Origin of the sequence: Marinomonas ushuaiensis DSM 15871, from assembly GCF_000521805.1 — a bacterium.
GTDB lineage: Bacteria > Pseudomonadota > Gammaproteobacteria > Pseudomonadales > Marinomonadaceae > Marinomonas > Marinomonas ushuaiensis.
On the sequence record NZ_JAMB01000002.1, the window covers coordinates 84,788 to 107,562 of the forward strand.

Genomic DNA, 22,775 nt, shown 5'->3' on the forward strand with positions numbered 1-22,775 from the left:
ACCTTGATATGCATTTGGCGATGAGAGGAGTTTATCTATGCCAATCCCTGTAAATTGCCCTTGTGGAACAGGAACCCCTTATGAAATATGTTGCGGCATGTATCATAACAACCCTGGCACTGCACCAACTGCTGAAGTATTAATGCGTTCTCGCTATACCGCTTTTGCTATAAGCGATTTTGATTACATTGCAGCGACACAGAAAATAAAAGACGATCCAAAGCAAACGACTGCCGACATAAAAGACAGTAACGAGCATACACAATGGATCAAGCTAGAAATCAACGAAGTGGAAGAAGGCTTAGAAAAAGACAAACAAGGCGTTGTCTCATTTTCAGCCCATTTTAAAGAAGGTAAGCATATTGGCCGCTTAAGTGAGCGCTCTATATTCAAGAAAACCAAAGGACAGTGGTTTTATATTTCAGGTGAACATGAGGTACAAAAAAACACACCACTCGTCAACTCTGAAGGAATGAAAATAGGACGTAATGATCCATGCTCATGCGGGTCCGGAAAAAAATTCAAAAAATGTTGTGCCGTTAATTAATGGCACAACATTTATATCTAATGATGATTTTTTTCACAAACTCTCGCTTTACCACTCTCGCTCCATTTATTTTTTTTCCACCCCATTAAGCTCCCTCAGAACTGACACAGCACTTTATCGAATGTATACTGATTAATATTCAAGACTGACCTCTCTCACAGAGTGACGCGACCACTTACAAACGGACATATTTTTCGGACGATTATATTTTTTGAGTAATATCCAACCGCTGCAAAAAACTACAACAAACAAAAACCACTGTGATGGACTTAACAATGAATTCAATTACGCTAGGACCTCTTTCAAAAGCAGAAGGTGAGATCCAAATTCCAGGTTCAAAAAGCCTTTCAAACCGTATCCTTTTACTCGCCACTCTGGCAAAAGGCACAACAAAAATCACCAACCTACTCGACAGTGACGACATTCGTTTCATGTTAGAAAGCCTTAAAAAACTTGGTGTTTCATATACTCTAGAAGACCAAGGCACGACCTGTATTCTAGAAGGCCTAAGCGGTCCAATTCAGGCCAAATTTGGTGATTTATTCCTTGGTAACGCTGGAACAGCAATGCGCCCTCTTACTGCTGCACTCTGTCTAGGGAAAGGTGAATTCCACCTACACGGTGAGCCACGGATGCACGAACGCCCAATTGGCGACCTTGTTGATGCACTACAAAGCTTAGGGGTTGATGTTACTTACGAAGGCGAAAAAAACTACCCACCACTTTGTATTAAAGCCAACGGCTTATCTGGCGGTGAAGTCTCCATCAAAGGTAATATTTCAAGCCAATTTTTAACCGCAATTCTAATGAGCGCACCATTGGCTCAAGCTGACCTAACAATTAAAGTCGATGGCGAATTGGTGTCTAAGCCATACATAGACATCACTCTTCACGCTATGAAGCAATTTGGTGTTGAAGTAGAAAATCAAAATTACCAAGCCTTTGTTGTAAAAGGTCAACAGACTTACCAAAGCCCTGGTGAAATCATGGTAGAAGGTGATGCGTCTTCTGCCTCTTACTTTCTTGCTGCGGCGGCGATTGCAGGAGGAAAAATCAAAGTACATGGTGTAGGTTCAGACAGCGTTCAAGGTGATGTAAAGTTTGCTGATGTTCTTAAAAAAATGGGCGCGAAAATAACCTACGGCCCAACATGGATTGAAGCGGAACATAACGAACTAAATGGCGTCGACTTAGACATGAACCATATTCCTGATGCCGCCATGACGATAGCAACAACCGCCCTATTCGCCAAAGGCCCAACAACCATTCGCAATATCTATAATTGGCGCGTAAAAGAAACGGATCGCCTATACGCCATGGCAACAGAGTTAAAAAAACTAGGTGCGGATGTTATTGAAGGTGAAGACTTCATCAAAGTAACGCCAGTAAACAAACTTAAACATGCGGCCATCGATACCTACAATGATCATCGAATTGCCATGTGCTTTTCCTTAGTCGCGTTTTCTGATACGCCAGTCACCATCAATGACCCTGGCTGCACATCAAAAACCTTCCCGACTTATTTTGAGTTATTTAACACTGTCGCGAGCTGATTAGCCTCAAACAGCAAACACTCTCAGTAACTATGTTACATAATCGCCTTGCTCCTAGCGCACAACTAGAGCAAGGCGTTTTTTTGACATAAAAAAGCCCCAGCACTAAATGGCTGAGGCATACTTTTCACTTTGGGAAATAGCTGCAATTAATATTATTGCTGTGGCTTATCTACCATCTCTAATTTGGATATTTGTGCAGGGGTTAAAAGCGCGTACAATTCTGAGCGATTTTCAGCGTACGCAATAGTGAGCTCTTTTGTCAGATCGCCACTTTCTTCTGCCAAACCACTTACTTTCTTCAAGTAACCTTTCGAACTTGGTGAAAGACTGCTCAATTCAACCTGCGTGCTGTGAAGTTGCTCTTGAATATTTCGAATCGTTTCACTGTCTTTTTCAAATAAATCAGACACTTTATCGCGCGTTTTATCATTTAAACTGAGTTCTTGCGATAAACGATCAGCAAGTTGCTCATGACTTGGCGCCTCAGCCTTAACAGCTGGTGAACGTTGCGCTTGCTTGCTATCAGCTAGTGCTGGCTCATCATCTGCAAAGGCGTTTACCGCAACGCCCGTAACAATTGCCGCACTAAGACCAATAACACCGAGCATACCCGCTTTTTTACGATATAACATAAACACTCCTTTTTTGATTCGCTTGCTTTGAATTTGTTTGCTTTCAATGACAATCATTATGTCTTTTTTTGAGTCAAACAGTTCCAAAGAGAAAGGAATCAAGGTTTAAGCGTGTCATGAGCTTGTAAGAAAATGGTACATATTTGAGTTGAATCCAATCAGCACAAGTCAGCATTAATAATTAGTCACAAGTTATTAAAAACACACCCTAATCTCATTGACGAAAGCGTGATCACTTGCTTCAAATTATTCTTCGCTCTGCATTTCCAGAGCCATCTTATAAAGATAGTTTTTCTTTTCACCTGTTAGCTTAGCCGCCATTGCAGCCGCCTGCTTAACAGGTAAATCTTCTAACAGAATCGTCAAAATACGTTTTACTTCTAGCTCGACTTCATTACCGCTCTCTTGTGTAAAGCTCAGCATCACAACAAATTCACCACGCAGCTGGTTTGCATCAGCATCGAACATAGCTAAAATCTCAGCGGCTGTTCCTGATAAAAAGGTTTCAAATGTTTTGGTTACTTCACGAGCCAGAACAAGCTGAGCATCATCACCATAGACCTTTTGAACATCTGTAATAGAATCATATACACGGTGAGTAGATTCATAGAAGACAACTGTTCCCGTTTGCTTTTTCCAGGATTCAAACAAATCACAACGGCCTTTCGATTTTGCAGGAACAAATCCAGCAAAGAAAAACTGATCTGTTGGCAAGCCCGATGCACACAAAGCAGAAATTAAGGCACAAGCACCGGGAATTGGTAACACTTTATGTCCTTTATCACGCAAGGCATGAACCACATGATAACCAGGGTCTGAGATTAAAGGTGTGCCAGCATCTGATACTAAAGCCACATTTTTACCTTCATCTAATAAGGTGGCAACATAATCTGCTTTATCTTTTTCATTGTGATCGTGAATAGAGAACAATTTCGCGTCAATACCAAAATGGTTCAATAAACGGCGGGTATGTCGAGTGTCTTCTGCGGCGATATAATCGACTTCTCGTAAAGTTTGTTCAGCCCTTCTACTAAAATCGTCTAGATTACCTATGGGTGTCGCAACTATGTACAGCGAGCCCCTAACATCATCAGAACTATGTGGTACCATGTGACCTCTTTTATTTGTCATCTATGTAAGCTTATGAGCCTAATTAATTACCGCATCATATCATTAACTCTTTGCTCTTTTCTGCTGAGTGCTTGTAATTCCATGAATTTAAATATGGATCAACCGCAAAATACGGCACAAATCTCAGAAAAAACAGATTCGCAAGGAAAAAACACACAGGAAAGTGTGTATCACCCTTTAGAAAAAAGAACTTTATCTCAAGAAACAGAAGCGACTTACCAGCTTGCTCTAACGCTATACGAGCAAGGTGATTACCAACAAGTTATTGATAAACTAGAAAACAACGTCTTATATTCATCATCTCCAATTCAATTTAAAGCTTATTTACTTGCGGCGCATGCCGCATCGTATTTAGACAAAACCAATGAATCGTTCCATTATTTAAAAGAAGCCGAGTTGCTTTCTACAGCTCGACATCCAGATAATCAGAACGCGATTAAAGAAACCAGAGCAACGGTTTTTGAGCACTTTGGCAACTGGCCAGAAGCTGTCACTATTCGTATGGACTTGACATATAACCTGCCACTTGGGCAAGGCGAAGAAAACCAAGCAAAACTATGGCTAGCCATTCAGAACCTAACACAAAATGAAGAAGATGAGTTTTACCAACAAAACAGACCTTTACTAAATGGCTGGCTAACCATAAGTGATATATTAAGGGACCAATCTCTTTCCATTGAGCAACAATTAGCAACATTTGAGAAATGGCAACAAGAAAATCCAGATCATCCTGCTGCCTCGTCACCACCTCAAGATTATCAGATTATGGCATCTCTTGGCGAAATGGCACCTCAAAAAATCGCCTTAATGCTACCCATGAATGGTAATTTGGGACGTGCCTCTCAAGCGATCATTGATGGTTTTTTTGCAAATTTCTACAACCAGAAAGAAGCAAGACCACAAGTATTCATCATCAATATTGATGACTATGATAACGTCAAAAATGCGTTAGATGCAGCCAATGAGAAACAGCCAGACATTATCATTGGCCCTTTGCAAAAAAACAATGTTGCCCAAGTCAGCCGCTTAAATCTACCTTACCCTGTTATTGCTTTAAACCAGCTTGATATTAACCAACACCAGAAAAACCTTTTCCACTTCTCACTCAATGCAGAAGATGAAATACAGGAACTAATTAATTTTGCGAAGCAAAAAGGCGCCACTAATGCTGCCATACTAAGCACTCAAGATACATGGGCTCTAAAACAAAGCGATGAATTTCGTGCTGCGGCAGAAAAAGAAAATGTAAACATCACATCCAATCAGTCCTATGCCAATACACCAAGAGGCAGACAAGATGCCATACAAAAACTACTTTTAGTTGATGAGAGCTACGCTCGCAAAAAACTGATAGAGCAATGGACAAGGACAAAAGTCGAAAGCATAGCTCGATCTCGTGAAGACCTTGATTACGTCTATTACATCGGAAAATTAAATGATGCCAAGCAAATAAGACCACTAATAGACTTTTATTTCGCCGAAAAAATCCCAATGCTTGCTAGTAGCACACTGAACGACAGTGCCCCAGAAAAATCCACAAACCCAAGTGATATAGAACGCATTATTTTTACTGAAATTTCTGCACTAACACCTAAAAGTAGATCCCTTGAGGTTTTAGATAAAAAACAAAGTTCAAATATTTTACGGCGATTACAGGCACTTGGAGCAGACGCTTATTTACTTGCAAATAAACATCAGCTATTTACCTTGTTGCCAAGCACCCGAGTTTCAGCAAACACTGGCATCATCACAATCGATGACAAAGGCATCTTTCATAAAAGACCTGAAATCATGACTTACCGAAAAGGAAATTTGGTATATGCGACAAGTAATCAATTCTTTCAACAAAAGGAAGGAAGCGAAGAATAGCGGCGAAAAAGCAGAACAAGAGGCCGAACGCTTTCTTCTCGAACAAGGACTGCATCTAATTGAAAGAAACTTTTTTTGTCGCTTAGGAGAAATAGACTTAATTTTCCTCGACAAACAAACCTATGTTTTTGTAGAGGTTCGCTTCCGTAAAAGTAACGCTCATGGTAGCGCTGCAGAAAGCCTCGGACACTCCAAACTCAAAAAAGTACGGAACAGTGCCGCACTATGGTTACAAAAGAACAAAAAAACTTGTAATGCCAGTCGCTTCGATGCGGTACTATTTGATAAAGAAATAAACACACAACACTTAACTTGGCTTAAAGCAGTATTTTAATCACTATGGATTTTCAAGAAGCAATTTACACACAATTTGCACAGAGCTTTGAAGCTCAACAACAAGCACTAGAAAGCCTACCACCTTATATAGAGCATGCTGCAAAAGTTATTTTTTCAAGTATTGCCTCTGGTGGGAAAATAATTTGCATAGGGAATAGTACAGGCTCTCATTTATCCCAATATTTTAGCACTTTAATGCTAGATAGAATGGACAGAGAACGCCCTGGCCTTCCGGCGATTAATTTAAGCGGCGACGGTGCAGCACTATTAGCAATAACTAACAATGACAGCTACCATGACGTCTTTTCAAAACAAATTACAGCGCTAGGAAATCAAGGCGATATTTTGTTTGTTATTGCCAACCGAGGAAACACTTCCTCTATTATTCAAGCTATTCAAGCAGCCCATGAGCGAAAAATGAATATTGTCGCCCTCACTAGCCCTGAAGCAAAAAATGTATCCTCACTAACATCTCAAGACGATACAGAGATCAAGGTAAATCTTCTTGGTACGGCAAGAGTTCACGAATGCCAAATGACTGTCATCCATACATTGGTAGACTTACTTGAACGTCAATTATTTGGCTACGAAGACTAAAGAACCCCATTTACATGCCTACTATTACTAAAATCAAAAAAAGAGCCAAAAGCTCTTTTTGATTACAACAATCCAACCGCATATCTTATAAAGTATTTTATCCACTCTATTTTACGACTTTAAGCTGAAACCCTTTTTTAGGCTCTGGTGGCGTCGGCGGCTCGTCAAAAAACTCCTCATCAGGAAACACAAAACCATCTCCATTTTCTTTGGCATATAAAGCAAGCGCAGCTCTCATTGGTACGTAAACCTGCATAGGCTTCCCACTAAAACGCGCTTCAAAAGATACTGCTTCTTGATCCATAATCAAATGACGGACTGCTGACATACTAACGTTCAATACTATTTGCCCATCTTTAACAAACTCAGTAGGAATAACTACATCCGCTTGTTCAGCATCCACCAGAAGATAAGGCGTCATATCATTATCAGCAACCCACGCATAAGCTGCATTTAATAAATAAGATCGTTTCGGTAACATTACATCTCCTACTTAATATTTTGTAAAAAAAAGGAGCTATAAGCTCCTCTTTTGATATCGTAAAAAACAAAGCATTTTTCAGCTTAATCTAAACGCATTTCTTGCTCAGCTTCAGAAAGACTTTCTTGGAAAGATTCACGAGAGAATACAAGATCCATATACTTATGTAGAGCGCCAGCTTGCTCTTTAGGAATATCTACACCCAATGCAGGTAAACGCCATAAGATTGGAGCCAAACAACAATCAACGATAGTGAAATCATCACTCATGAAGTAAGGTTTTTCCTCAAAAATAGGGGAAACATTCATCAAACCTTCACGCAACTCTTTTTGCGCTTGAGCAACAGCCTCTTTATCTTTACTAGTAAGAATAAGATCAACTAGCTTTGCCCAGTCACGCTGTATACGATACATGAACAAACGACTTTCTGCTCGAGCAACCGGATATACAGGCAAAAGTGGTGGATGAGGAAAACGCTCATCCAAATATTCCATCATGACATTTGGCTCATAAAGAACTAGGTCACGATCAACTAATGCCGGCAATTCGTTGTATGGATTAACATCAGCAAGTTCAGCTGGCTTGTTAAACGGGTCTACATCTATGATGTCCACTGTGACAGCTTTCTCAGCCAATACAATACGAACTCGGTGACTGTAATGATCTTCTCCATCAGAGAAGAACGTCATTGAGGAGCGCTTTGCAATAACACCCATGTCTAACCCCTATATTGAAAACATCGAAGCCCTCTATTTATGAGGACAAACTATAATATAGTGCTGAAACAATGAAATACTAGACCATCACCTCAACACAAAAAATTCTTTCATGGAATAAAAATCACCACCTCGCACCTTATAGAATCAAAACTATAACTTCACTCTTGAACCTACATAGCCAAGCGATTCAGCCAAGCATTCTATAACATAAGACAGTAAATACCTTCAAAAAAGCCATGAACCTCAAAGAAGTAGCTATTCTAACATCATTTTGAATATTTTTTTCTTAGAAAAATCATTTTGTTGCAATGAAAATAGCAACAAGCTTTATTTAAAGCAAAAAGTTCCAAGCAAAAAAAACGCTTGGCAAACAAACCAAGCGTTTTAATAGTAACTCTAAAACGGATATTAACGTTTAGAGAACTGAGGACGACGACGTGCTTTGCGTAGACCAACTTTCTTACGTTCAACTTCACGAGAATCTCGAGTAACGAAACCTGCAGAACGTAGAGTACGACGTAGAGTCTCATCGTATTGCATCAATGCACGTGTGATACCGTGACGGATCGCACCAGCTTGACCAGATATACCACCACCTTTAACAGTGATGTAAACGTCAAATTTTTCAGTAGCATCAACAAGTTCAAGAGGCTGACGAACAACCATTTGAGCTGTTTCACGACCGAAGTACTGAGAAAGTGTACGGTTGTTGATAACAAGGTTACCAGAACCGGCTTTAAGGAAAACACGAGCGGTAGACGTTTTACGACGACCTGTACCGTAGTATTGAGTAGCTGACATAATGATCTTCCGTATTAAATGTTAAGTTCTTGAGGCTGTTGAGCAGCATGTGGATGCTCAGTACCAGCGTACACTTTCATTTTCTTGTGCATTGCACGGCCCAAAGGACCTTTTGGCAACATACCTTTAACGGCAAGTTCAAGAACACGCTCAGGAGCATGATCAATCAGCTTCTCGAAATTCATAGAGCGCAAGCCGCCTGGATAACCAGTGTGGCGGTAGTATTGTTTCGCAGCTGCTTTGTTACCAGTAACATGAACTTTCTCTGCATTAACAACAACGATGTAATCGCCAGTATCAACGTGAGGAGTATATTCAGCTTTATGCTTACCACGTAAACGGCGAGCAATTTCAGTAGCCAAGCGGCCTAGAGTTTTGCCTTCAGCATCAACCACGAACCAGTCGCGGCGTACTTCAGCAGGTTTAGCTGTAAAAGTTTTCATCAAAAAACCCTTTCAATACGCGTGTTCAATGACACGCTATACCTATTATTATTGGTTTATTAAATATTAGATATTTAATAAACGTGCACTTACCTTTAAAAAGGCGAGCGAAGTATACAACAACACCTAAGAAGAAGAAAGCTGAAATAGCACTATGGGCGATGCTCTAAAGACAAATACTCTTCAGATTGCATTTCCAATAACCGACTAACTGTACGGTCGTATTCAAAAGACAATCGAGTCCCTGTATAAATATCAGGAATAGCCACTTCAGCTGAAAAGATCACCTTCACATGGCGGTCATAAAATTCATCAACCAAATTGATAAAACGTCGAGCAAGATCATCTCTTGATGAATCCATTTGCGGCAAATTTGAAATAATAACAGTAGAATAGAAGCGCGCTATTTCTATGTAGTCTATCTGACTTCTTGGGCCATCACACAAGGCTTTAATATCAAACCATGCCAGGTCTTCACAACTACGAATTAGCGGTATTCCTCGCCCTTCTATCTCGACTACCCCACCTTCAACAATATGAGACGCATCAGAGATCAAGCTCATAAAGCGTTCATGAAGTTGACTATCTGCAGCCTCACCTAAAGGATAATGATATAGCTTAGCCTGCTTCAATGTTCGCAGTCGATAATCTATACCACCATCAACATTCATAACCCTAGTATGCTTATTAACAAGGGCAATTGCGGGTAAAAAACGCGCGCGCTGCAAACCATTTTTATACAAACCATCGGGTTCAATATTTGAAGTTGCCACTAGGGTTGTACCATTTTCAAACAACACTTCCAGTAAACCTGCCAATATCATTGCGTCGGTAATATCAGTAACAAAAAATTCATCAAAACATAAAACCTGCGCCTTAGATGAAATTTCTTTACCCACAATTTCCAAAGGATTTTTCACATCACTCAGTTTACGCAACTCTTGATGAACCATCTGCATAAATCGGTGAAAATGCAGACGCATTTTTTTATCTGTTGGTAAACAATCAAAAAAAGTATCCATCAAATAAGTCTTACCGCGACCTACCCCACCCCAGAAATACAATCCTTTTTCTACCGCTGGCGCTTTCTTTTTTCGAAATTTGCTTAAGAACCCAGCAGGAGACGAATTCCCTTGGTCTGCCACTAAACGGTCAAATAAATCTTGAAGAGCCTCTACCGCTTCTTCTTGAGCTGGATCATAATTAAAATCATCTCTTGTTAAATCTTGTTTATAACGTGTAATAGGTGTCATCGTCGCTCTTTTGCTTGAATAAATGAATTATTCATATTCTAGCAAATTGCACATTAAACAACACCTATCAAGCTATTATCGAAGGTAATGTTTCGGCTATAATATAACGACTGCTTTTTGGAGAAAGTTATGAACTTAGAAGAATTTAATATCATTATATTTATTACTGGCATCATAATTGGCTGCATTGCCTGTTATGCCCTTAAACGCCTCAATGCAAAAAGGGTAAACGAGCAAATCAACTCCAATTCAAATGTAGTGACTATGAAGTCACTACAACAAGAGCTAGATAGCAAACAAGTTATTATTGATAATTTCTTCTTCGATAGTAATGAACAGCTAATGGCTATTGAAAAGCGCCTTGAAAGCCTAAGAAACAACCTTGCAGATAACTCAAAACAATTAAGTAATGTAGTTATCGAGAAAAGCACCAGTAAAGTAGATGAACTAGAAACACCTGATACTGCTGCACCACCAAGAGACTACGCCCTTAAAACAGACAAAGAGCCTGGAATGTTAAGTGAAACATTTGGCCTGGGCGAAAAAGAAGATTTAGAACCTAAACGCTCAATTTAAAACCTTAACGTTGACACAGATATCAAAAAATGGGCCTTAAGGCCCATTTTTTTTCCACCTAAACTTTTCAATCAAGCGGGATTGTCTATATCAATGAACACAGCATCCAAACCATGCTTTTCCGCTAAAAAACTAGCCATAGATTGCACACCAAAACGCTCAGTAGCATGATGACCCGCAGCAATAAAGTGAATCCCCATTTCGCGCGCGATGTGTATAGTTTGCTCTGAAACTTCACCCGTTATAAAAACATCTGCATTTACTGAAACCGCTTGCTCTATATAGCCTTGCGCCCCACCAGTACAAAGAGCAACTTTACGTATCTCTTTGTCACCTACATTTTCAAACAACACTTTACGCCCAACAGCCTGCTCAACTAATCCTTGAAAAGCATCTACCGACATAAGCCCATCTAATTCACCAACCAAACCAATCGACTCTTCAAGCGAGAAACCTAACTGCAGCCCATTTCGATTCACTAAGCCAATAGCATCAGCTAAACCTGCATTATTTCCAAATTCTGGGTGCGCATCCAATGGCAAATGGTAACCATACAAGTTAATATCATTTTTAATGAGGGCAGAAATACGCCTATACTTCATTCCAACAATTTCTGGCGTTTCATTTTTCCAGAAATAACCATGATGGACAAAAATAGCGTCCGCCCTATATTCTATTGCAGCATCAATTAACGCCTGACTTGCCGTAACACCTGTCACGACCCTGTTAATTTCTTTTTTCCCTTCCACCTGCAAACCATTGGGCGCATAATCTTTAAAAAGATGTGGGCTTAACGTTTGATTAAGCAATAACTCAAATTCACTGCGTAGCAAAACAACTCCTTAACTTTATGAAGCAAAAGACTTACGGAACAACAGTCATTATCTCTATTCTAGCTGGCACTTGTATAGGTTTAGCCACCTTACTTATACAAGAAAAGCAAAAAACGGTAGATTCTGGCTACTCTCTTCCCGTTCAAATCGCCACACCTTCTGTTGTTAATATTTACTCTCAAGTTAAACCAAAGAAAAGTATTAACGGTTCAAACACACCTGCACACAGCATCAATCTTGGCTCTGGCGTTATCGCAACTAAAGACGGCTTCATCCTCACTAATCACCATGTCATCCAAAACGCCCAAAGCATTATTATTGCGCTAAACGATGATCGACGCATTGAAGCAAAACTTATAGGATCAGATCCGGCGACAGATTTAGCCGTTTTAAAAATAGACCTTCCAAATCTTCCCAATATCAAAATAGGAGAAAGTAATAACATTTTCATAGGCGATCGCATCCTTGCCATAGGGAACCCATTTGGCATAGGGCAAACTGTAACAGCAGGAATCATTAGCGCAAAAGGCAGAAACAGCATTGGCCTAAATACCTACGAAAACTTCCTACAAACGGACGCCGCTATTAATCCTGGAAACTCCGGTGGAGCCTTAGTAAATTTGAAAGGTGAGTTAATAGGGATTAGCTCCGCGATTTACTCAAGCACAGGAGGTTCCCAAGGAATTGGGTTTGCAACACCAATAGACGATGCAATTATTGTTATGACAGACATCATTAAGCATGGCGAAGTAGTGCGAGGATATTTAGGCATGGAGGCACAGAAAATAACACTATCATTAGCAGACAGCCTCTCCCTACCCTCCAATCATGGACTATTAGTAAATGAAATAACAAAAGAAAGCCCAGCCGAAAAAGCAGGCATAGAAATTGGCGACATAATACTTGAAATTAACGACACTCCTAGCGAAGACCCCTTCCAAATTAAACGTCTCATTACGTCTCTTAAACCAGGAACGAGCATTTCACTATTAGGTATTCGTGGACAGCAATCCTATCAAACCGACATCATGTTAGAAAAACAACCAGCAATGCAAAGAATCAATTATTAGAAATAAAATTAACGGCTAAGCTCTATTACTTCTTTCAATTGCTGCAGGCTTTTTTCAAAATTATTACCCGCGATATCATTAGCAAATAAAGCAAGATAAGGCCCTAGCAGCCCAACACTTAAGTCTCCTTCAATAACCCAAGCCACCTCTGTTCCACTACCACCGTTAGATTGAAATGAAATTTCATTATGGACTTGATTCATCTTCGGCTTAGGACGAACATCAAACAATACTGAACGATAAGACAATTCAACCAAAGACAATAAGCCTTGCTCCGCCACATCGTCATAAGACAAAGCAACGGAATCACCTTCGTTCAAAACACCCTCAAATGAATCAACCTTACCATTCTGGACAAACATCCAGTTAGGTAGATAATCACCTCGAAACATTTTTTGCTGAATTTCGTCTTGAGAAGCATCAATTACAATGCTCCTCTCGACGCGATAGTCAGTTGGCAAGAAAAGACCAACAACAATTACAACCAAAATAATAAGCGCTAAAATGCGTGTCACTTTTCTGAGCTGATAAAGTGCCGCTGGGTGAGTAGCATTACCCACAATTAATCATCCTTTAAAATGCGATATTCTGCAGACATAGCGTGAGCCTCTAGAGACTCACCTCGAGCCAAAGGTGAGGCTATTTTAGCTAACTCACTTGCACCTTCAGGAGAACAATAAATCAATGAGCTACGCTTTTGAAAATCATAAACACCAAGAGGTGACGAGAATCTAGCCGTACCAGAGGTCGGAAGAACATGGTTTGGTCCAGCACAATAATCACCTAACGCTTCCGGTGTATGTCGCCCCATAAAAATAGCGCCAGCATGACGTATTTTTTCTGCCCATTTTTCCGGATCTTCAATGGACAACTCAAGATGTTCAGCAGCCACAATGTTCGCAATATCCATCGCTTCATCCATATCTTTCACATGAATAAAAGCACCGCGATTCTCTAACGAAACTTTAATAATATCTTTACGAGTTTGCGTTTCAATCAAACGCTCCATTGATAGTTTTACCGCTTTGATAAAATCCAAATCTGGAGATATTAGAATTGATTGAGCGTCTTCATCATGCTCAGCCTGAGAAAACAAATCCATTGCAATCCAATCTGGATCCGTCTTGCCATCACACACAACCAAAATTTCAGACGGCCCAGCAATCATATCAATGCCAACAACGCCAAACACCATCTTCTTAGCTGTTGCCACGTAGATGTTACCAGGCCCCACTATCTTATCGACTTTCGGTATAGTTTCAGTACCAAAAGCCAATGCAGCAACGGCTTGCGCACCACCAATAGTAAATACACGATCAACACCTGCTATATAAGCTGCTGCTAAAACGATGTCATTAACAAAACCATCTGGTGTCGGTACAACCATTATAATGTCACCAACACCTGCTACTTTAGCTGGCATTACATTCATTAAAACAGAAGACGGATAAGCCGCTTTACCACCTGGCACATAAACACCTACACGATCCAAAGGCGTCACCTTTTGACCTAACAAAGTGCCATTCTCTTCCTGATAACTCCAAGAAGGCTGCTTCTGACGTTCATGATAGTCATAAACTCGCTTTGCTGCGGCTTCTAAACTTAGAATCAACTCCGGACTCACACGGTCTTTGGCTAGAGCAAGCTCTTCTCTAGATATCTCTAGTTCCGAAGAAGATACAACCTGACGACGATCAAAACGATTTGTAAACTCAACTACCGCACTATCACCGCTAAGTCGAACCTGTTCGACAATGTCCGCAACCGACTTTTGAACAGTCGCATCAGAGACAGAATCCCATGCAAGTAAAGCATCCAACTCTGAACGAAAGTCATCAGAACTAGAAATGAAATTTCGAATATTAAGGTTCAACTACTTATCCTCACCTTCTTCAACTGCACGCCTAATCATTTCTAGAATCGGCTCAATTTCAGAATATTTTGTTTTATATGCCGCTTTATTTACAACCAAACGCGTACTAATAGGTGCAATCAACTCTCGAGCTTCAAGCCCATTTGCCTTCAATGTATTCCCTGTATCGACAATATCAACAATCAAATCAGCCAGCCCCATAATAGGAGCCAATTCCATTGCACCGTACAGCTTAATAACATCAGCCTGAACGCCTTGCTCAGCAAAATAGGCTTTCGCTGTTTTAGTAAATTTAGAAGCTACTTTTAAACGTCGATTTGGAAGAGATTGACCCACAACGCCTGCGGTCATCAAACGACACTTTGCAATTTTAAGATCAAGCAATTCATAAAGATTTTTTGTAGACGCCTCCATCAAAACATCTTTCCCGGCAACGCCAAAATCAGCAACACCATGCTCAACATAAGTCGGGACATCAGTGGCGCGTAAAATAACCAACTTGATATGTTCATGATTTGTATCAAAAATCAGCTTACGACTTTTACTAATATCTTCAACAGGAACAATGTTCGCTTTTTCTAGAAGCGGCAAAGTCTCTCCAAGAATGCGACCTTTCGATAGTGCAATCGTTAACGTCTTACTCATATTAATTTAAAACCCGTGAAATTTTTGCACCTAATGAACCAAACTTTTCCTCAATACACTCATAGCCACGGTCAATATGATAAATACGATCAATTTTCGTATCACCGTCCGCAACTAGTGCAGAAAGCACTAAGCTTGCTGATGCTCGTAAATCTGTCGCCATTACTGGCGCACCTTTCAAGGACTTACAACCACGAACAATGGCAGTATTGCCATTTACTTCAATATCAGCCCCCATACGGAGCATTTCATCAACATGCATAAACCGGTTTTCGAAAATATTTTCTATCACTCGACCAACGCCATTAGCAACAGAGTTTAACGCGACAAATTGTGCCTGCATATCCGTAGGGAAAGCCGGATAAGGTGCAGTACTAATATTAACAGCATTAGGGCGACGACCATCCATATCAACTTCTATCCAGTCTTCACCACACGTTACTTTCGCACCAGCTTCTTCTAATTTAGCAAGTACGGCCTCAAGAGACTTTACATCAGTATCAATAACTTTGACTTTACCGCCAGTGATTGCTGCCGCAACTAGAAACGTACCTGTTTCAATACGATCTGGCATAACCGGATAAGTAGCACCATGTAAAGCTTCTACGCCTTGAATTACGATTGTGTCTGTACCATGACCCGTTATTTTCGCACCCATCGCGATTAAGCATTCAGCAAGATCTACAACTTCCGGTTCACGAGCCGCATTTTCTAAAATCGTCTCGCCATCAGCCAATGTTGCAGCCATTAGTAGGTTTTCAGTACCTGTCACAGTCACCTTGTCAAAAAAGATGCGCGCGCCTTTCAAGCGACCATCGACGCTGGCAACAATGTCACCACTGTCGACGGAAATAGTTGCGCCCATTGCCTCTAGACCACGTAAATGTAAATCGACTGGACGACTACCAATCGCACAACCGCCAGGCAAAGAGACAACCGCTTTACCGAAATGGCTAACTAAAGGCCCAAGAACCAAAATGGAAGCTCGCATAGTTTTCACTAAATCATAAGGCGCTTCACAATTATTTAATGTTGAAACATCTAACTGCACGCCCATTTTTTCATCTAAAACAACACCACACCCCATAGAGCCTAGAAGCTCAAGCATGGTAGTAATGTCGTGCAAGTGAGGTAAGTTTGTAATTGTAATCAATTCTTTAGTTAATAAAGTGGCTGCCAAAATAGGCAATGCGGCATTTTTTGCACCAGAGGCGCGAACCGTTCCATTTAGCCGAATACCACCGGTAATTAGAAGCTTATCCATATTTTCAATCTCTTAATAATCGCTTTTACAGCTTATTGTTTTGCTCTGGTGTATAGGTCTTCATTGTCACCGCATGAATGGCACCGCTTGCAATCGCATCTTGAAGATGTGAATACACTAGTTGCTGTCTTTTAACAGTAGAAAGACCTTCAAACTCACTACTCACAACAACCACTTGAAAATTACAACCTTCTCCCTCTGCAATCACTTCGCAATCAGGGATAGAGGATTCTAAAAGTACTTTAACTTCACCTGCGTTCACAGTCGCTCCAATATATAAAAATCTCAGTTATTTACATTCTACATCAGTAAAGCCAACTACTTAACACCCTTAAGCCAACTCTTAAGAAAAAACTATATGTTTTCCAATATTTTATCGAAGACTGACACTACCACAGAGGTAAATGTCACAAAGGCTACCGATAATACAAAAAAAAATCCGATTCCACACCATGAAATCGGATTTTTAATGCTGTAAAAAATCAACTTATCAGATTAAGTTTTTTTCGCTAACGATTTTTGCCAAGCGCCAATAGCAGACTCTATATCGTTTTTGTTCTGCTCCATCATCACTGCAAATTGCTTACGGAACGTCTGGCCAAAATTGATATTATTAATAACAATATTACTTAAAACCCAATCACCTTCTTTCGTATCTTGCATATGAAATGTGATATTTAGCAGGCCACCAGATTCCATCTGAAAATCAACATCCACTTTCGTTTCCCTACCTCGCCCTTGAGGACCTAAAGGTAAAACATTAATGCGATCTGCGTCCAGTTCAAGCAAAGAAGAACCGTATGTTTGTAATAAGGTATCTTTCGTTACACTAGCAAAACGCACACGCTGCTCTGGCGATGCACGTCGATAATACTTACCCATTACTTTTTTAGAAAAATCATCAAAATTGATGATTTTTTCCAAGATAGCGTTAACTCGCTCCTCTAGAAGCTTAGGGTCTTGAGCTAAAATCTCTTTATCTTCAACAATCTCAGTGCGAAATGCATCAACCATCGAAATAACAGCATTCCTCGCCCCTTCATCATCTTGAGACCAAGATAAACTCGCACCAAAAAAAGCAACGACCAAAAATACTTTTGATAAAACTTTGAACATCTATTTATTCCTCAGAATCATCAGATTTAAACAAAAACTGACTAATAAGGTTCTCTAAAACAAGAGCTGATTGCGTATCGTAAATTTCATCACCTTCAACCAGCACATCATCTTCAGCACCGATTGAAATCCCAAGATACTTTTCCCCTAACAATCCACTCGTTAAGATTGCAACTGAGCTATCCGTAGGAATATTATTAACATCAGATACGATGTTCATTTTCACCAACCCCATATATAACTCTTTATCAAACGAGATTGATTCAACATCACCAACAGCAACACCCGCAATCGTAACTTTAGCACGATCACTTAAACCACCAATATCATTAAAACGGGCAACAATTTGATAGGTATCTTTCTTACCAGAAAACGCAAGCCCGCTTACTTGAACCGCCAGATACACAAAAGCTAGGACGCCTAATACGATAAAGCACCCAACAAACAATTCAGTACGTTTATTTCTCATTCTAAAAATCCCCAAACATGGCGGCAGTTAATATAAAATCCAGTGCCAAAATAGCTAACGATCCCAAAACAACGGTACGCGTTGTTGCTTTACCTATCCCTTCGGAAGTAGGAAGACACTCGTACCCCTGATATACCGCAATCCAAGTAACAACAATTGCAAAGCACACCGCCTTGATAAAACCATTAATGATGTCTGTATCAAAATAAACAGACTGCTGCATCAATGACCAAAAAGCACCATCATGAACACCAAGCCAACCAACAGACACAACAAGTCCACCAATTATCCCTGTTGCCGAAAATATAATACTAAGCAAAGGCAAACAAATCACACCTGCAATAAATCGAGGTGCAATAACCCTACGAAGAGGATCAACCCCCATCATCTCAAAACTTGATAGCTGTTCGGTTGCTTTCATCAGCCCAATTTCTGCCGTTAACGAAGAGCCAGCACGCCCAGCAAACAATAAAGCAGTAACAACTGGAGCTAACTCTCTCAATAAAGCCAGGGCCAACAGTTGACCTACCGCATCCTCCGAACCAAACTTAGCAAGAATACTGTAACCCTGAAGAGCTAAAACCATGCCTATAAAAGCGCCGGAAACAACAACAATTACTAAGGATAAAACGCCAACAGAATAAAGTTGTTTCACTAATAAATTAATAGATTCATTTAAACGCACTGGAAATCTAAAAACACTTTGAGCTAAAAAAATTCCAGCTCGACCAACCGCTTCTAACCAATTAAGCAGCCACCCACCTAAATCCGTAATTGCTTTCATAGTGCCGCCTTATCGGAAGACTCTGCTTCAGGGTAATGAAATGGAACAGGGCCATCAGGCTCACCATTTAGAAACTGTTTTACTTGAGGGTCTTCCGATGCACGTATAGCTTCTGCAGAACCCTCCGCTATCACTCGCCCACCAGCTAAAATACAAACATGATCAGCAATAGATAATGATTCTTCAACATCATGCGATACTAAAACAGAAGTGATCTTAGCGGCATCATTAAGCTGACGAATCAGCTTAACCAAAACCCCTTTTGATATGGGGTCCTGCCCAGTAAAAGGTTCGTCATACATAACCAAATCAGGATCCAGAGCAACAGCTCGCGCTAATGCAACACGACGTGCCATACCACCAGACAACTCAGAAGGCATTAATTGAGCCGCGCCGCGCAAGCCTACACTGTGCAATTTCTCCGAGACAATTCGATGGATTTCGTCTCGATCCAACTTTGTATGCTCCTCCATCGGAAAAGCAACATTCTCTTCTACTGTCATATCACTAAATAGAGCACCACTTTGGAAAAGCATCCCCATTTTCTCTCTTAATTTATAGAGGTCTGAGCGAGATAAAGCATGGACATTTTGTCCATCAACTAAAATAGAGCCTTGGTCTGGTGCCAATTGTGCCGCGATCAAACGCAACAGCGTTGTTTTACCCGTGCCACTAGGCCCCATAATGGCGGTAATTTTACCGCGCGGAATAGTAAGAGAAATATCTTTATAGATGACATGTTCCCCCCTAGAAAAGCTAAGATTTTGGACATTTATATAAGCATCTACCACTGACACACCTTTTTATCCCAGTCTAATATCAGCAGATACTATCACCGCCCCTTCCTAAATAAAATCGCATGAACTCCAAATTCAATTTGTTTCTTAGATCAAGTCTTGAATTTCAACCCTAAACCTCATTAAATAGTATCTTCGATTTTTATGAGTAATTTCAATATCATGTTGTTATTTTCTATCGCCCTAATTGCAGGGTTAATTCTTTTAGTCGTCAGTTCCGATAAATTCATAGAAAACTCTGCTCTAGTAGCAGAAAAGCTTAACGTCAACCCAATGGTTATTGGCATCACATTGGTGGCCTTAGGAACATCAGCACCTGAAATGGTTGTTTCCGCAATAGCCGCATTTGATAACGCGCCAGAAATTGCAATTGGGAACGTACTAGGCTCTAACATTGCAAATATTGCACTTGTGCTTGGTGTAACTTTATTATTCTCTGCAATCCCAATTGCAAAAGGATTATCGACCAAAGAAGTTCCTCTTGTATTGGCAGTAACACTATTAACTGGCTTTTTACTTTACGACCAACATCTTACGATATTGGATGGCGTTATATTAATTATCACCTTTATTATTGTCTTAACAATTTTGTTACGAGGCAGCAAAGATCTTGAAGACACCCTAGAAGAGGCGCTATCCGAAGACGAGAACATTTCTATAGTAAAATCCTTAATCACCGCTTTTATTGGACTTATTGTACTTATTGGGAGTTCTAAACTATTGGTTTGGGGCGCAATCGGTATTGCAACCGGTCTAGGCGTCAGCGAACTAATTATTGGTCTAACTATTGTTGCTATTGGAACAAGCCTCCCAGAATTAGCCGCATCGGTAAGCAGCGTCAGAAAAGGCCATCATGATATTGCGATTGGCAACATATTGGGCTCAAACATTTTCAACCTAGCAACTGTTTTACCTTTACCCGCACTTATAGCTCCAGGACTTATCGATGCAAATATTGTTAGCCGGGATTACCCATGGGTTCTAGGGCTTACAATTGCACTGGCTTTCATGATCTATTTATTTAAGAAAAGTAAAAATGGCAGCATACCTAAATGGATAGGATTGCTACTTCTAGCGTCTTACGCTATTTACTTATTTATAATCAGTACAAGTAGCTCAGTATAATGCTTAACGTTAACAAGTTACTTTCGTTGAAATCATTAACTATTTATACGGTCATTCTTGCATTGGTTATTTTTACATTTTGGTATGGTGTAGCGCCAACACAAAACCTTGTACGAACAGAATCACTCAGCACCGCTCCAGACTACTTCATCACTAAAGTAACCGTGAAAGAATTTGATAATAATGGCTTCTTAATTGAAACTATCAATGCAGATCAAACACTTCATTACATCTCTCAATCCAAAACATTATTGGAGAAACCTGACGTAAAGCGTCTATCAAAATCTGGCAGCTGGAGCGCAAAAGCAGATAAAGGAGTTATTGAAGACGGAAGTAATGATATTCTATTAACAGAAAATGCGAGCGCGAAAAAAACATACCTGACATCTGAAGATATATATCTAAATGCAGACAGCGTACATTATCTAGACAAAGATCAATCGTTAACAAGCAGAGACAATGCTATTCTTTTCTCCACTCAAGGAAAAACCTCTGCTGATACAATTACCACTTTTATAAATTCAGAAGAAGTCATCATGACAGGATCTGTACGAGGAAAATATGAAACAGCTCATTAACTTTAGCGCTTTACTTACTTTAGCTTTAATCGGCCAATACACTTACGCACTTCCTGATGATACAAACAAACCATTAGAAATTCAGGCTGATGAGGCCTCATTTGACCAAAATACAGGTGAAGCCATCTATAAAGGCAATGTATTCATTAAACAAGGTTCTATTGAAATAGAGGCTGAATATTTAAGAGTTTCAACAGATCAAAGCTCTCGCAAATTCACAAGCCTAGAAGCAAGTGGTACACCTGCCAAATTTAGCCAACAAGTAGATTGGAGTGGCAACATTGTCATCAGTAAAGGTGATGAGATCCACTATTCAACAAGTGAATCTAAACTTGAAATAATGGGAAATGGCTACCTAAGCCGTATGCAAAATTCCATTTCAGCAGACTACATTCTTTATATGATCGATGACGGCACATTTAACGCTGAGAAAAAAGACACAGGTCGCGTATCAATGACCCTACAACCACAAGCAACTAAGGCAACAAAATAGATGGCTTTACTAGAAGCAAAGAACCTAGCTAAGAGCTACAAAAAAAGACAAGTCGTCAAAGACGTTTCGATATCTGTTGAATCGGGACAAGCTGTTGGTTTGCTCGGCCCAAATGGCGCTGGCAAAACTACGTGTTTTTATATGATAGTTGGCATGGTTGCTAATGATGCTGGCGGCATATTCATTGATGGTAACGACATCACCAGTAACGCCATGCATACTCGTGCTCAAAAAGGTATTGGATACTTACCTCAAGAAGCCTCTATTTTTCGAAAAATGTCTGTTGAAGACAATATTTCGGCCATATTAGAAACGCGCAAAACATTAACGAAAGCAGAGCAAAACATCAGATTAGAAGAGCTCCTAGAAGAATTTCATATCACCCATATCCGTAAAAACTTAGGCATGGCACTTTCTGGCGGAGAACGTCGCCGAGTAGAAATAGCAAGAGCCGTTGCGATGAATCCGAAGTTCATTCTTTTGGATGAGCCTTTTGCCGGTGTCGACCCAATTTCTGTTGGCGACATAAAACTGATCATCAAACACCTTCAAGAAAGCGGTATTGGCGTTCTCATTACCGACCATAATGTCCGAGAAACTCTCGACATTTGTGACAAAGCTTATATTGTTGGTAATGGCTATATCATTGCATCTGGAGATGCGAAGGCAGTCATCAACAATGAACAAGTCAAAAAGGTTTATTTAGGCGATGACTTCCGTCTGTAACCCCTTATCATTGCTGTAGAAAGGGAGTAGTATGCACAACTCGTTCCAATTCATTCAAATA

At 40.2% G+C, this 22,775-nt stretch carries 28 protein-coding genes; 11 read left to right on the plus strand and 17 right to left on the minus strand.

What is annotated here, in order from left to right; all coding sequences use genetic code 11:
- The first annotated feature begins 37 nt into the window (after positions 1-37).
- Positions 38-547: a YchJ family protein gene (locus tag MUS1_RS03835; protein ID WP_036159367.1), complete on the plus strand. Its 510-nt coding sequence runs from the start codon at positions 38-40 to the stop codon at positions 545-547.
- 275 nt (positions 548-822) lie between these two features.
- Positions 823-2,100, plus strand: coding sequence for a 3-phosphoshikimate 1-carboxyvinyltransferase (gene aroA, locus MUS1_RS03840; RefSeq protein WP_036159370.1), 1,278 nt, complete (start codon positions 823-825; stop codon positions 2,098-2,100).
- A gap of 155 nt (positions 2,101-2,255) precedes the next feature.
- Here the strand turns inward: aroA and MUS1_RS03845 are convergent, their stop codons facing one another.
- Together MUS1_RS03845 and rsmI are read right to left on the minus strand one after the other, a co-directional pair.
- Positions 2,256-2,735 (minus strand): Spy/CpxP family protein refolding chaperone, encoded by a 480-nt coding sequence (locus tag MUS1_RS03845; RefSeq protein WP_036159713.1) that lies wholly within the window; start codon positions 2,733-2,735, stop codon positions 2,256-2,258.
- 246 nt (positions 2,736-2,981) lie between these two features.
- Entirely contained in the window at positions 2,982-3,845 is an 864-nt protein-coding gene (gene rsmI, locus MUS1_RS03850; protein WP_036159372.1) for a 16S rRNA (cytidine(1402)-2'-O)-methyltransferase, read from the minus strand.
- A gap of 114 nt (positions 3,846-3,959) precedes the next feature.
- Here rsmI and MUS1_RS03855 point away from each other — a divergent pair, with 114 nt between their 5' ends.
- The 3 genes from MUS1_RS03855 to MUS1_RS03865 are packed head-to-tail and all read left to right on the plus strand — an operon-like array spanning position 3,960 to position 6,668.
- Complete coding sequence (locus MUS1_RS03855; RefSeq protein WP_245595733.1) at positions 3,960-5,735, plus strand: penicillin-binding protein activator; 1,776 nt, start codon at positions 3,960-3,962, stop codon at positions 5,733-5,735.
- Positions 5,686-6,069, plus strand: a complete 384-nt coding sequence (locus MUS1_RS03860; protein ID WP_051436093.1) for a YraN family protein — start codon at positions 5,686-5,688, stop codon at positions 6,067-6,069. Before MUS1_RS03855 ends, MUS1_RS03860 begins: the two co-directional genes overlap by 50 nt.
- Positions 6,070-6,074: 5 nt before the next feature.
- On the plus strand, positions 6,075-6,668 hold the full coding sequence (locus tag MUS1_RS03865; protein ID WP_036159377.1) for an SIS domain-containing protein: 594 nt from the start codon (positions 6,075-6,077) through the stop codon (positions 6,666-6,668).
- A 106-nt stretch (positions 6,669-6,774) separates the two neighbouring features.
- Here MUS1_RS03865 and MUS1_RS03870 read toward each other — a convergent pair whose 3' ends face one another.
- From MUS1_RS03870 to zapE, 5 genes are all read right to left on the minus strand, one after another.
- On the minus strand, positions 6,775-7,149 hold the full coding sequence (locus tag MUS1_RS03870; RefSeq protein WP_036159379.1) for a ClpXP protease specificity-enhancing factor: 375 nt from the start codon (positions 7,147-7,149) through the stop codon (positions 6,775-6,777).
- Positions 7,150-7,232: 83 nt separating this feature from the next.
- The gene (locus MUS1_RS03875; protein ID WP_036159381.1) at positions 7,233-7,865 is read right to left on the minus strand and encodes a glutathione S-transferase N-terminal domain-containing protein; all 633 of its coding nucleotides are present in this window, start codon (positions 7,863-7,865) and stop codon (positions 7,233-7,235) included.
- A 411-nt stretch (positions 7,866-8,276) separates the two neighbouring features.
- Positions 8,277-8,669: a 30S ribosomal protein S9 gene (gene rpsI / locus MUS1_RS03880; RefSeq protein ID WP_036159384.1), complete on the minus strand. Its 393-nt coding sequence runs from the start codon at positions 8,667-8,669 to the stop codon at positions 8,277-8,279.
- 14 nt (positions 8,670-8,683) lie between these two features.
- Positions 8,684-9,112: a 50S ribosomal protein L13 gene (gene rplM, locus MUS1_RS03885; protein ID WP_036159386.1), complete on the minus strand. Its 429-nt coding sequence runs from the start codon at positions 9,110-9,112 to the stop codon at positions 8,684-8,686.
- Between the two features lie 152 nt (positions 9,113-9,264).
- Positions 9,265-10,365, minus strand: coding sequence for a cell division protein ZapE (zapE, locus tag MUS1_RS03890; protein ID WP_036159388.1), 1,101 nt, complete (start codon positions 10,363-10,365; stop codon positions 9,265-9,267).
- A gap of 129 nt (positions 10,366-10,494) precedes the next feature.
- On the opposite strand from zapE, the gene MUS1_RS03895 reads away from it, so the two are divergent.
- Positions 10,495-10,941, plus strand: a complete 447-nt coding sequence (locus MUS1_RS03895) for a ZapG family protein (RefSeq protein WP_036159390.1) — start codon at positions 10,495-10,497, stop codon at positions 10,939-10,941.
- A 71-nt stretch (positions 10,942-11,012) separates the two neighbouring features.
- On the opposite strand, the gene MUS1_RS03900 is transcribed toward MUS1_RS03895, so the two are convergent.
- Complete coding sequence (locus MUS1_RS03900; RefSeq protein WP_036159392.1) at positions 11,013-11,774, minus strand: Nif3-like dinuclear metal center hexameric protein; 762 nt, start codon at positions 11,772-11,774, stop codon at positions 11,013-11,015.
- A 17-nt stretch (positions 11,775-11,791) separates the two neighbouring features.
- Here MUS1_RS03900 and MUS1_RS03905 point away from each other — a divergent pair, with 17 nt between their 5' ends.
- Entirely contained in the window at positions 11,792-12,844 is a 1,053-nt protein-coding gene (locus tag MUS1_RS03905; protein WP_036159394.1) for a S1C family serine protease, read from the plus strand.
- Positions 12,845-12,852: 8 nt separating this feature from the next.
- Here MUS1_RS03905 and MUS1_RS03910 read toward each other — a convergent pair whose 3' ends face one another.
- From MUS1_RS03910 to MUS1_RS03950, 9 genes are all read right to left on the minus strand, one after another.
- Positions 12,853-13,404, minus strand: coding sequence for an SRPBCC family protein (locus MUS1_RS03910; RefSeq protein ID WP_245595734.1), 552 nt, complete (start codon positions 13,402-13,404; stop codon positions 12,853-12,855).
- 2 nt (positions 13,405-13,406) lie between these two features.
- Positions 13,407-14,717 carry a histidinol dehydrogenase gene (gene hisD / locus MUS1_RS03915; RefSeq protein WP_036159397.1) on the minus strand — a complete coding sequence of 437 codons (1,311 nt, stop codon included), beginning with the start codon at positions 14,715-14,717 and terminating at the stop codon, positions 13,407-13,409.
- Complete coding sequence (gene hisG / locus MUS1_RS03920; RefSeq protein WP_036159399.1) at positions 14,718-15,362, minus strand: ATP phosphoribosyltransferase; 645 nt, start codon at positions 15,360-15,362, stop codon at positions 14,718-14,720. It lies immediately after the preceding gene.
- A 1-nt stretch (position 15,363) separates the two neighbouring features.
- Positions 15,364-16,626, minus strand: a complete 1,263-nt coding sequence (murA, locus tag MUS1_RS03925) for a UDP-N-acetylglucosamine 1-carboxyvinyltransferase (protein WP_036159401.1) — start codon at positions 16,624-16,626, stop codon at positions 15,364-15,366.
- A gap of 25 nt (positions 16,627-16,651) precedes the next feature.
- Entirely contained in the window at positions 16,652-16,888 is a 237-nt protein-coding gene (locus MUS1_RS03930; RefSeq protein WP_036159403.1) for a BolA family protein, read from the minus strand.
- 233 nt (positions 16,889-17,121) lie between these two features.
- Positions 17,122-17,742 (minus strand): MlaC/ttg2D family ABC transporter substrate-binding protein, encoded by a 621-nt coding sequence (locus MUS1_RS03935; protein WP_036159405.1) that lies wholly within the window; start codon positions 17,740-17,742, stop codon positions 17,122-17,124.
- Positions 17,743-17,746: 4 nt separating this feature from the next.
- The gene (gene mlaD, locus MUS1_RS03940; protein WP_036159407.1) at positions 17,747-18,211 is read right to left on the minus strand and encodes an outer membrane lipid asymmetry maintenance protein MlaD; all 465 of its coding nucleotides are present in this window, start codon (positions 18,209-18,211) and stop codon (positions 17,747-17,749) included.
- Position 18,212: 1 nt separating this feature from the next.
- Positions 18,213-18,995, minus strand: coding sequence for a lipid asymmetry maintenance ABC transporter permease subunit MlaE (gene mlaE, locus MUS1_RS03945; RefSeq protein WP_036159409.1), 783 nt, complete (start codon positions 18,993-18,995; stop codon positions 18,213-18,215).
- On the minus strand, positions 18,992-19,792 hold the full coding sequence (locus tag MUS1_RS03950) for an ABC transporter ATP-binding protein (RefSeq protein WP_425411731.1): 801 nt from the start codon (positions 19,790-19,792) through the stop codon (positions 18,992-18,994). Before MUS1_RS03950 ends, mlaE begins: the two co-directional genes overlap by 4 nt.
- A 144-nt stretch (positions 19,793-19,936) precedes the next feature.
- Here MUS1_RS03950 and MUS1_RS03955 point away from each other — a divergent pair, with 144 nt between their 5' ends.
- Genes MUS1_RS03955 through lptB form a run of 4 tightly spaced genes read left to right on the plus strand, consistent with a single transcriptional unit; the run spans position 19,937 to position 22,714 of the window.
- On the plus strand, positions 19,937-20,917 hold the full coding sequence (locus MUS1_RS03955) for a calcium/sodium antiporter (protein WP_245595735.1): 981 nt from the start codon (positions 19,937-19,939) through the stop codon (positions 20,915-20,917).
- Entirely contained in the window at positions 20,917-21,495 is a 579-nt protein-coding gene (lptC, locus tag MUS1_RS03960; RefSeq protein WP_036159415.1) for an LPS export ABC transporter periplasmic protein LptC, read from the plus strand. The genes MUS1_RS03955 and lptC overlap by 1 nt, the downstream gene beginning before the upstream one ends.
- Positions 21,479-21,988 carry a lipopolysaccharide transport periplasmic protein LptA gene (gene lptA, locus MUS1_RS03965; protein ID WP_036159417.1) on the plus strand — a complete coding sequence of 170 codons (510 nt, stop codon included), beginning with the start codon at positions 21,479-21,481 and terminating at the stop codon, positions 21,986-21,988. The genes lptC and lptA overlap by 17 nt, the downstream gene beginning before the upstream one ends.
- A complete protein-coding gene (lptB, locus tag MUS1_RS03970; protein WP_036159419.1) occupies positions 21,989-22,714 on the plus strand; it encodes an LPS export ABC transporter ATP-binding protein in 726 nt (241 codons plus the stop codon). It abuts the gene before it with no gap.
- Positions 22,715-22,775: the final 61 nt, after the last annotated feature.